This is a genomic window from Priestia sp. VA7, assembly GCF_055710015.1.
In genome coordinates this window covers 47704-57698 of sequence record NZ_JBVQPN010000013.1, presented here as the reverse complement: position 1 = coordinate 57698, position 9995 = coordinate 47704, and the positions used below count along the sequence as shown (strand labels likewise).

Sequence of the window (9995 nt, the reverse complement as noted above, 5' to 3'; positions counted from 1 at the left end):
CTATATTCTCTATCGGGGATTGCGAAAATAATTCCTTCATTGACATAGGTAAAGGCTAAGTATATTTACTTAATGGTTCTAATGAAAAGTTACCAATTAAAAGGAGGTGATTTTTGTGAAAAAGGTATTATCTCTTCAAGTTTTAGATTCAAAGAAAGATGTAGAACTACGCGCAGGTTCATCTTTGAGTGTTAACTGCAAAGTAGTAAGCACAATTAGCGTTGCTGTTTGCTAATTCTATATTCTCTATCGGGGGTCTATGAATATTCTTCATAGATCCCTAATTCAGTTTGCTTACATAAAGTATTAAGATACTCAGTATAATTTATTATTAATGATATGTAGAATAGGCATATTATCAGAGTTAGGAATAATAGCTAGTTCCTATATTTTCAATTACAGCTTACAAAGAGCTAATATCTGAAAAGAAAGGAAGGAAAAATATGATCACACAAAACAGGAAATCTTCAATAATACTAGTCACTATAGTATCAGCAATTCTCCTTTGTTCTTTACTAATAGTCTCTTCCCTATCTTCACTTTCTGATTCTGGACCTAATGTTAATAAATTTGGTGATGTGGGAATGTGGACATCTCTTGGGACAATATTAGCTTTTTACTTTCTACCTCTAATTATTTATATACTAGGGGTTAAATCCATGAAAATTGTAATGGCAGTTTTCTGTGGGCTAGGAATGTTAATAGTTATTACAGTGCTCTTAGTCATGGCATTTATGGACATCTTCTCTTCTAATAGCTTAATTATTTCTATAGGGGCATTTGGCCTAGGGGTTGCTGCACTTATATCAAATATTATATGGTATGTTGTTGCTTTTAGAGCAGGTACTACATTATATGAATCGTGAATATATAGACCAACATCATTAGTTGAATCCCTATTACAATATTAAATTATTACTTCACAGAAAAGCAAAGCAGAAGAATTATTAGAACAATCTAATATTAGGATTCTCTTTTAATTTTAAAACTAGTTTATTGAATGACATAAATATTAACAATAAACTAAAAATACCCTAGGAAATCAAGGGTATTTTTAGTTTATTATTGAAAATTATTGTAGCTAAATATGATATTATATCTATGAAATTAATATACATAGTCTAAGAAAGGATTTTTTTATGGAAATTCCCAATAAAGATCAATTAACTTTTATTTGTAAACAAATGGCTGATACTTTTAAGCTCCCATTTTTTCTCTTTGATTCGAAGAAAGAATTAATTTTTCAAACTTCCCCTAATTCCCCTCAGTCTCCCATTATTTTTTATGAAATAGAATACATTAAGATACTTCTCGATGAGAATATGTGTAATAACTATCCACTAATTAAATCGACGAAACTTCTTGAAAATTTCTTAGTCATTAACCTGAAACATAATGATAATTGTGAAGAAGCAATGGTTGTTGGCCCCTTTATATATGAGAAGTATCCGATTGAAATATTAAAAGAATTAATTAGTAATTTTGGTTTATCTAATGAAATAAAATCACTTCTTGCATACTATGAGTCTATTCCTTTAGTAAAAAGAATAGATTTAATGCGCTATGGAATTATTCTTTATTACATGATTTATCGAAAAGAGCTTGATTTACAACAAATGTTAAAATTAAATAAGTTGAAAATAGAAAATGTAATTGAAGATGAAAATATTTCTTTAGTTACTTCTGAAGATGATAGTAAGCATAAAAAATTACTTGAATTAATCAAAGAGGGTAACATTGAAGAGCTAGCTAATTTAATATATGTTTTAAACGAAGAATTTGAGGGTGATTATTTTTCTAATAAATATCAATTAAAAATCATAAAGAGCCTAGCTATTTCGAACGTTACTCTTGCAACAAACTCTGCAATAAAAGGTGGGTTGTATTGTGAGATCGCTTATGATTTAAGTAACATATATATTGAAAAAATTGAGGACTCAAAAGACTTAGAGTATATAAAAAATATAACAAAAGAAGCATTTATTGATCTCGTGCAACGTGTTCGTACTAGTAAAAGTGATATATACTCTAAGGAAATTACTATCTGTATAAACTTCATAAATGACCATATTTATGACATTATATCAGTGTCCAAGTTATCTAAATTAGTAAATTTACATCCTAGTTATTTATCAAGATTATTTAAAAAAGAAACAGGAATGTTAATGAATACATATATTCAAAAAGTAAGGGTAGAGGAGTCAAAAAAATTAATTACTTATTCATCGTATTCTCTTTCTGAAATTTGTAACTTGTTACATTTTGCCCACCAAAGTTATTTTACAGAAGTATTTAAAAGATTTGTTGGAATAACACCTTATAAATTTTCAAAAGCAGAAAATCGTAGGCATCTGTAAATTTGATATACCTTTAACGCACCAAAATTTCCATTAGAAGCCTACCCATAACGAACGGGTTATATTTCTACGAATTTATTTATTTCTTAAAAAACATATAAGCTATAGAACTTGACGTTATACCGACATGCTTGCAATGAAAATGTTGAACAGATTCAGCTTTTGACTGAAACAGGTCAGTCAAAACTAATATGCCGAGAAAATTACTCTCGGCTCTTTGTATATAGAGAATCATCCGTTACTTATACTTGCTTTTTTGGAAATCTCTCTATTCTACATTAATTTAATAATGACTATAACTGCTAAGCTAAAGCTTCATAATATAAAAAAGAATATGTCTTTCCGTAAAAGGGAGCTATTAATCTTCTTAAATTTCATTCACTTTGTTTTGATTTAATTCTCTTTAGGATCTAGAACATATAGGTTATCATGCTCTCCTTGCTCCTCATTACGTTCTACTTTATTCCTTATGACTTCTCTGAATATCTCCTTCATTTTATGGAAAAAAATACTATTAGACCAAAACCCAGCATTAAAAAAACCATTACCTCTTACATAATCAGCTACCCCTCATCTACTTAGGTAAGGGATCTTTGTTATTTTTTAATTGTACAGGCAAGCTTACTGCAGTAGCTACATAGTATCTAAAGAATCACGACTTCCTTACCTAATCAGTAGCTAGTTTAGTATCGCTACCCCATTAATACAAGCTGTGTACGCCTAGTGAAGCCCTTTATAGAACCTGTAAGGGAGCTGAGCCGAAGAGGCGAAGGGGGCGACCGGATGGGTTGAGCTGAAATAACTGAGACATGTAAAGCGAAAAAATAAAAAGAATGAAAGTAGGTACCAACATGAGAAAAACTCATTATATTACGTTTCGAAACTTCCTCCATAAACTATCCTCTAAACCTTCAACAAAACCTCGTCCTTTTAAAGCTTATTCGTTTGTTCCATTTAGTCCACTCGCCATGCTTGATCCCACTATTCTGACCATAGGAGGCATTGTCTTAGGAATTGCCATTATCGAACGAATATTAGAACGATGGGGTGTCATTGATCTCGTTGATCAGTTCTCAAAAGTAATGCGATTTATCTTACCTGTAACCTTTTATGGGGCCTTATTTTACTTCTTTGCGTCATTTATGTTTTGAGGAGGGATTTAGATGTTTGAGAAACTAAAACTGCGTGGAAAGCTTATTAAAGCGTTTCGTACAGCAGAGATTTACCGAGTGATTAAACGTGGAAACCGTACCTCCTATCTGTTTCCAAAAATTCATCAAATCGATAACCATCATACGTACACTCGGTACGCTTTTTCCTTACTGAATGGCATTGATCCTGAGCTTTTAAACAAAAAGAGATGGGCGTTACGCCAAGTGTTAGGCAGCAACATCGAAATAAATGGCAGCTTAAAAAACTTTAGTATTACTGTTCATCACAAAAGCCTCCCTAAGATGCTTAATTATAGTTATGAAGTCATTCATCCTTATATTGAGAAAATGGAACTTCCCGTATGCATCGGTCAAGATATCTATGGAAACCCGGTTTCATGGGATTTTGCCGATTTAGAAACCTTACTGATTTCTGGCGAAATTGGAGCCGGGAAAAGCAGTCTTATGCGGGTTATCCTCACCACTTGGGTGAAATATGCCTCTCCTGAAGACTTGCGTTTAGTGTTAGTGGATCTTAAACGAGCTGATTTGGGGCTGTTTCACGGGATTGAGCATGTGGATGCGCTTTGTTTTGAGGCCAAAGATATGAGAAAACCTTTTGCTTTATTACGAGCTGAAATGTACCGAAGAGGCGATTTATTGTTAGAGCATGGCGTGACACATATCAGCAGGCTACCTTTTAAGCTGCCTCGTATCGTTGTGGTAATTGATGAAATGTCCATCGTAAAGAGAGAAACAGATCTTGTGGAAATGATTCAACAGTTTGCGAGTCAAGGTCGTGCGTTAGGTGTTCATACGATTATTGCCATGCAGCGTCCAGATGCCGATTTGTTGAATTCCGCACTCAAAGCAAACTTACGAGTTCGGATCTCTGGAAGGCAAGCCGATGCCACAAATGCAAAGGTGGCAGGTGTACTTGGGGCAGAAGAAATCGATGCCGCAGCCAGGGGACGCATGAAAATTAAAATTGATGAGGTCAAAGAGTTTCAAGCCTATTTTTTAGATGAAGAATCTTGTAAGGAAATACTTTCACCTTATAAAACGCTCGTGAAAGATCCTGAACCAGAACTAGAAGTGGTATCACAGTCCATCTTTGGCTTATTAGAGAAGGAGGAGCAGCGATGAGTTTCCGGTTATCTCAGCGTGATAAAGACATCATAGCGTTTATTAATCAATTTAGAGCCGTGGATCGAGGTTCATTAGTTGACCTCTTCTTTAAACAACTTAAATCGCCCGTAAATGCGTGTAATAGTGTGATGGTACGTTTATATCGATTAGGACTCATTGAACGCACTCAGCAGTATTCTCCAACGGTCTATTTGCCTGTGGATGCAAAAATCAAAAAGAACTCTCAAAAAATATTACATTTCCTTTCTATCTTGGATGTCTATAAACAAATGTGTACGTATAGCACACCTAAACAGGTTATTGTCGAAGATAAGCCCACTGGAAGAAAAGGAGGCATTGAACCGGATCTCTTTTGTATTTTTAAAGGATCTCCGTTTTGGATTGAAATTCAGAGAAATCAGTATTCCGAACAGAAAATGCAGGAAAAGATTAACCTTTATGAAGAATTCTTCTTTTCAGATCAGTGGAAAGCCTTGCATTGGCAGCCTGAGGACCGATCATCCATCTTCCCTTCTGTCATTTTGGTTACGCCTGTTCGGTATGCTGTTACTTCCGACCATATCCGCATTATACAAGTACCCAGTATTCATGGGCTTATGGAGAAATACAAGAGTTCGGCAAAATCTCAAAAAGAAGCAAGAACAAAAACAGCTCCTTCTTCTGGCGGGATTAGAATTAACTTAACATAAACTATTCTAGGGTATGCAAAATTTCTAATTCAGTTATTATTAAGGGTGCAGTAAAATATTACAAAGGATAGGGTTTTACGGAGGGTACTTATTTTGTTAATTGTAATTAGAAGTACTTTGGTAGTAGCTATGAGTCTTTACTTATCCATTATTTTTCTACCTGAAGTTTTACATGTAAATGAAACTGTTGCAAAATACTTATATATACTATTTGTTGGCTTATGGTTTATCAAGTCAAATAATAGATGGTGGATTAATATGATTTCTCTCATTTTAGGGACTATAATAGGCCTTTTTATTTTCATTGCTTTACTTGAATTTACAGAAAACGTATAAAGTAGTTAAAAAGATTTGGTTCTTTCAACTCTTAAGGAAATTTAAGAGGAGATTAAACATCATGGACCTTAAGTAGAACATTAAAGTTAGTCTACAGCTATAGATTTTCTATAACTGTAGACTAATTTCTTTTTGCTTCTTTAATAAATTTGATTAATAAAAAGAATAACGTAATTAAGATAAAATAATTTAGGGGATTTCTAAAAATATTTTGATCTAGAGCAAATTGTAACAAGATATATAATGAGAATATGACTAATATTGCGGGTATTATCAACTTATTCAATGTTTAGCACCTCTCTTTGATTTGAAATACTAAGAAAACAAGAAACAAACGTTTCTGTTTTCTTAGCGTGCTGTTTATATCATTTAAAACAAGATATGGAAGCTCCCGTTAGGCCACCGCCAACTGCGCCAGCGATACCACCTATTAAACCACCACCAACAGTACCGATTCCAGGCACTGTAACTGTACCTGCAGCTGTGCCAGCTAACCCTAGAGTGCCTCCGCCTGTGATAGCTCCACCTGCAGTACCTGTTATACATTTACCTACTGACATAGTTTGAATTGAATTTTGATTATCTGTTACAGCTGCTACCCAAAATCCATCTTCAGTCTTTTTATATTCCAAATTTACAGGATTATTATCTTTATCTGTACCTGTTTTAGGTAAGGCTTTTTCAGTTCCATTGACCTCTTCTTTAATTATAGGGTTACCGTCTTTATTAAAGTAAAATTCAGCATCATGAAGTTTAATTTCAAGGACGCTATCATTTACATTTTCTAACTCAAAAGTTCCTTGATCCTCTTTCTCTGCTGCATTAGCTGTAGAAGACATCGTAGGAATTGTAATTGAGCCTAGAAATAACACAGCAATCATGACTCTTACTATTTTCTTCATATTGCTTCCCCTTTCTTTCCATAAAATTAGATCCATAAATATCTTTCAATTCATATTGATTGAATGTCTGTAAGAATATCACTTTTTAAGATAAAATTTAACAGTTGTTATCATAATTGATATAAATGTATGAATGTCATTTGATTTTTTTGTAATAACTTAAAGAAAAAAGTAACCGTTATTTTACATTTTTTAATAATAAAAAACAGTCGACTCTTACGACTGCTTTAACTAGTTACTACGAAATGTGAGGTTCTTATATGCTGCAATATATGTATAAATTCAAGATTTTTATGCAGCCTCCCTTCATTTACAATCCTCATAAGCGTTTGTATGCATGGGATGTATAAAATGATGTATACACAATAAATTGAAAAAGCGAACAAGCCTTTGTATGTCAAAGACTTGTTTTTGTAACATCTACCGGAAAGAGACGCTATGTTAACTAACTTTGTATATGATATTCACAATCTTTTAACTCAGTTCTGATATATAATCAGATAGAAACAAAATTATAATTTAGTCTATCTGAATAGAGGTTAGAAATTGAAAAAACGGTATATAGTGTGCTTGGCTGCATTAAGCGCTCTTCTAGTTATAGGATTTGTTTGGTGGTTTCTTTTTGCACCTAGTTATCTACGATTTGCTCCAAAGGGAGAATATATTTCTCAAAGTACATCTCCTAACGGTGATTACATAGTAAAGATTTATCGTTCAAGTGGTGGAGCGACCACACCTTTTGCTATTAGAGGAGAAGTGACTTATACAAATAAAGTTTTTAATAAAAGGAAAAATATCTATTGGAATTACCCTCAGGAAACAGCCAAAGTTAAATGGGTAAATAACAAAACAGTTAACATTAGTGGTCACATATTGAACGTTACAAAAGATACGTTTGATGCTAATAATGTAGATAATTAAATTCTACTCTTAAACAACAAAAAGCTCTTATGAAAGAGCTTTTGTTGTTTAACTACCTATAGTCTTGATTATGGTAACTAGATACTCACAATCGGTTTTCCTCAAAAGACACCATATATCGTTTTTTTCTAGTGGTATAATAAGGTAATTAATATGATTTAAAAAAGTTGTTTTCTACAACAATTTTTTTAAATCATATTTTTATTTCACTGGTTTTTTTATTAAATAGTGTTCTTTTTGTGAATGTAAACCAAGCGTTGTCATATGCATACCAAGGGTTTATCGCTTTATATTGATTAAAATCATAAACTGAATGTGAAGGAGGTAGCTAAGATGAGACTTGCTGAACAAATTAAAAAGATACGTAAGAACGAAAATCTTTCACAAGAGCAATTAGGCCAAAAAATGAATGTTACTAGACAAGCAATTTATAAATGGGAAAGTGGAAAAGGATACCCTGACATTCAAAATCTAATCATGTTAAGTGAACTATTTGAAATTAGTCTTGATGAGTTAATAAAAGGAGATCGTTCTTTGCAAGGTAAGATTAAAGTAAAGGGAGGAACAGGTATGTTTTCTAATCGTAGTCTTTTATCTGCATTAAACTATTTTAGTTTGTTTTTTGCCCCAATTGTTTTTCCACTTATTACACTAATATTTGGCTATAAAGAAATGAAGCAACATGGAAAAAGAGCGTTTATATCTCATTTGATACCAACTGCGACTCTTATCGTAATAGGAATTAGTTATTACATATCTGCAAAACTAGCTGGAACACAGACACCTAATTCCATATTAGTTAGTGGTGGTACTATTTTAATCATTCTGATTATGTTTGGTGTTATTGTATGGAACGTAAAAGAAGGCGTTAAGCAACTAAAAGCATAAATATTTAATCAGGAATTATTAACTTAAATAAAAGCACTCATCTTTCATTTAAGTGAGGGCTTTTATTTTTTATATGGTTCGTATAATATGTTTATATAGCCAGTTTAGATTATGTTTATTTTGAATAAGAATAGAGACGCCTCCTTCCTAGGGTTGACTAGTGACAGGCAGGCAGAGATCAATGACCTTCTATTAGTTAGTACATAGGGTCATTACGTTTAAGCGCAGATGATAATAATTAAAGGCACAACTACTGTGCCTTTTTATATGTCAAAAAAATCTTTGGATTTTTTACTATTGTCTATACTCTTTACAGTATCCATTACCTTTCTTAAGATAGCAGCACTGGGTATGTAGTTTTTATCGTTGCAAATTGTCCATATTGTTCTTCTAGAAACACTACTTTTCATTGCGAAGTCAGTTTGCTGTATACCTTCTTTATCTAACCATTTTCCGAATTTCGACCTTTTGGGATTTTTCCACCAGAACATTATGAAAACCTCCTTGATGTTAACATCATCTCCGGTATGAAAAAATATATACATAGATTTGCTCAAATTTGCTCATGAAATACAAGCTATAGTGCATATACTTAATTAAACAAATACAGCTATAGCATTTAAATAGTTTATTATAAACAAGAATACTGTCGAGATTTTTGTCATAATCATATAGCATGAATATAGTTAAGACCGCCTTATACACTAATACATAATGGGCGGTCTTTGTTATAGATATTCGTATTCAAATAGAAAAGAGCCTGATTTCTAAAATGGAAGAAAAACTATTATTTACTTCATGAATTGAAATCTTGTTTGTAGCATTTTTTATCCCCATTCTGTGAACGTAACTGTAACAGGATTAGAACGCTCTTCTTCGCGAACACTATATGTTATTTCTGCGTTCGCTCTCTCTACAATCCTTTCCACTGCTGAATTTACAGCGTTCTCGACACTGTGTTTAAAGTAATAAATCCTTTTGTTATATGCGTATATAAAATTCTTACTTACGATTAAAAAGACGACTCCAAAAGCTAGAAGCAGGTTCCTCTTGTGCCGCGGCAATTTCTAACCGACGTTGTTCCATACTCTCGTTCATTTGATTTATTAATCTATGATCTCGTTGTTCTATAAGGTTTTCCATTTTTTTATACACTGCCTCTGCCGTTTGCGCTGAAACTTCAGCTGCAACCTTTGCTGAAGTTTCTTCGATAATCCCACGAGTGTATTGCTCTAATTCTTCTCTAGTGAACGTAACTGTAACAGGATTAGAACGCTCTTTTTCACCACGAACGCTATGTGTTATTTCTGTGTTCGAACCCTCTTCAACCCTTTTCATTAGTAGCTTTGCAGTGTTCTCGACACTGTGCGTACGCTCTAATAACACCTTGAATTCTGATATAATGTTAATATCGCGTTCGTAGTAGATTCGTTGACCGTTCGTCCCCTTATTATTCCGTTCAAATTTATAACCGTTTTCCTCTAATTCAATCGCCCACTTGCGTAAAGTGTTCGGATTCAGATTTAATTTTTCGCACACCTGTTTAGCAAAATAACCTAATTGTTCGCTCAACAGTCTCCACTTCCTTTCTTTGTTACTTAT

Annotated in this window: 12 protein-coding genes; 9 read left to right on the top strand and 3 right to left on the bottom strand. The window is 33.1% G+C overall.

Annotation, left to right across the window (positions count from 1 at the left end; all coding sequences use genetic code 11):
- Positions 1–115 precede the first annotated feature (115 nt).
- The 7 genes from AC0C45_RS27750 (at position 116) to AC0C45_RS27720 (ending at position 5682) form a co-directional block, all read left to right on the top strand.
- The gene (locus AC0C45_RS27750; protein ID WP_220457412.1) at positions 116–235 is read left to right on the top strand and encodes a class III lanthipeptide; all 120 of its coding nucleotides are present in this window, start codon (positions 116–118) and stop codon (positions 233–235) included.
- Between the two features lie 208 nt (positions 236–443).
- Positions 444–866, top strand: a complete 423-nt coding sequence (locus AC0C45_RS27745) for a DUF5391 family protein (protein WP_472929167.1) — start codon at positions 444–446, stop codon at positions 864–866.
- A 273-nt stretch (positions 867–1139) separates the two neighbouring features.
- Positions 1140–2357, top strand: coding sequence for a helix-turn-helix domain-containing protein (locus AC0C45_RS27740; RefSeq protein ID WP_472929166.1), 1218 nt, complete (start codon positions 1140–1142; stop codon positions 2355–2357).
- An 851-nt stretch (positions 2358–3208) separates the two neighbouring features.
- Positions 3209–3508 (top strand): hypothetical protein, encoded by a 300-nt coding sequence (locus AC0C45_RS27735; RefSeq protein WP_472929165.1) that lies wholly within the window; start codon positions 3209–3211, stop codon positions 3506–3508.
- A gap of 12 nt (positions 3509–3520) precedes the next feature.
- Positions 3521–4654 carry an FtsK/SpoIIIE domain-containing protein gene (locus AC0C45_RS27730; RefSeq protein ID WP_472929164.1) on the top strand — a complete coding sequence of 378 codons (1134 nt, stop codon included), beginning with the start codon at positions 3521–3523 and terminating at the stop codon, positions 4652–4654.
- The gene (locus AC0C45_RS27725; protein WP_472929163.1) at positions 4651–5346 is read left to right on the top strand and encodes a hypothetical protein; all 696 of its coding nucleotides are present in this window, start codon (positions 4651–4653) and stop codon (positions 5344–5346) included. Before AC0C45_RS27730 ends, AC0C45_RS27725 begins: the two co-directional genes overlap by 4 nt.
- Positions 5347–5439: 93 nt before the next feature.
- Positions 5440–5682 carry a hypothetical protein gene (locus AC0C45_RS27720; protein ID WP_328179325.1) on the top strand — a complete coding sequence of 81 codons (243 nt, stop codon included), beginning with the start codon at positions 5440–5442 and terminating at the stop codon, positions 5680–5682.
- Between the two features lie 365 nt (positions 5683–6047).
- Here AC0C45_RS27720 and AC0C45_RS27715 read toward each other — a convergent pair whose 3' ends face one another.
- Positions 6048–6584 carry a Pathogenicity island protein gene (locus AC0C45_RS27715; RefSeq protein WP_472929162.1) on the bottom strand — a complete coding sequence of 179 codons (537 nt, stop codon included), beginning with the start codon at positions 6582–6584 and terminating at the stop codon, positions 6048–6050.
- Positions 6585–7130: 546 nt separating this feature from the next.
- Between AC0C45_RS27715 and AC0C45_RS27710 the strand changes: the two genes are divergently transcribed.
- Together AC0C45_RS27710 and AC0C45_RS27705 are read left to right on the top strand one after the other, a co-directional pair.
- On the top strand, positions 7131–7505 hold the full coding sequence (locus AC0C45_RS27710) for a DUF5412 domain-containing protein (protein ID WP_263034871.1): 375 nt from the start codon (positions 7131–7133) through the stop codon (positions 7503–7505).
- A 333-nt stretch (positions 7506–7838) separates the two neighbouring features.
- Positions 7839–8393, top strand: coding sequence for a helix-turn-helix domain-containing protein (locus AC0C45_RS27705; RefSeq protein WP_049817095.1), 555 nt, complete (start codon positions 7839–7841; stop codon positions 8391–8393).
- Between the two features lie 263 nt (positions 8394–8656).
- Here the strand turns inward: AC0C45_RS27705 and AC0C45_RS27700 are convergent, their stop codons facing one another.
- Positions 8657–8884 carry a helix-turn-helix domain-containing protein gene (locus AC0C45_RS27700; protein ID WP_029714515.1) on the bottom strand — a complete coding sequence of 76 codons (228 nt, stop codon included), beginning with the start codon at positions 8882–8884 and terminating at the stop codon, positions 8657–8659.
- A 511-nt stretch (positions 8885–9395) separates the two neighbouring features.
- A complete protein-coding gene (locus AC0C45_RS27695) occupies positions 9396–9965 on the bottom strand; it encodes a MerR family transcriptional regulator (RefSeq protein WP_394549344.1) in 570 nt (189 codons plus the stop codon).
- Positions 9966–9995: the final 30 nt, after the last annotated feature.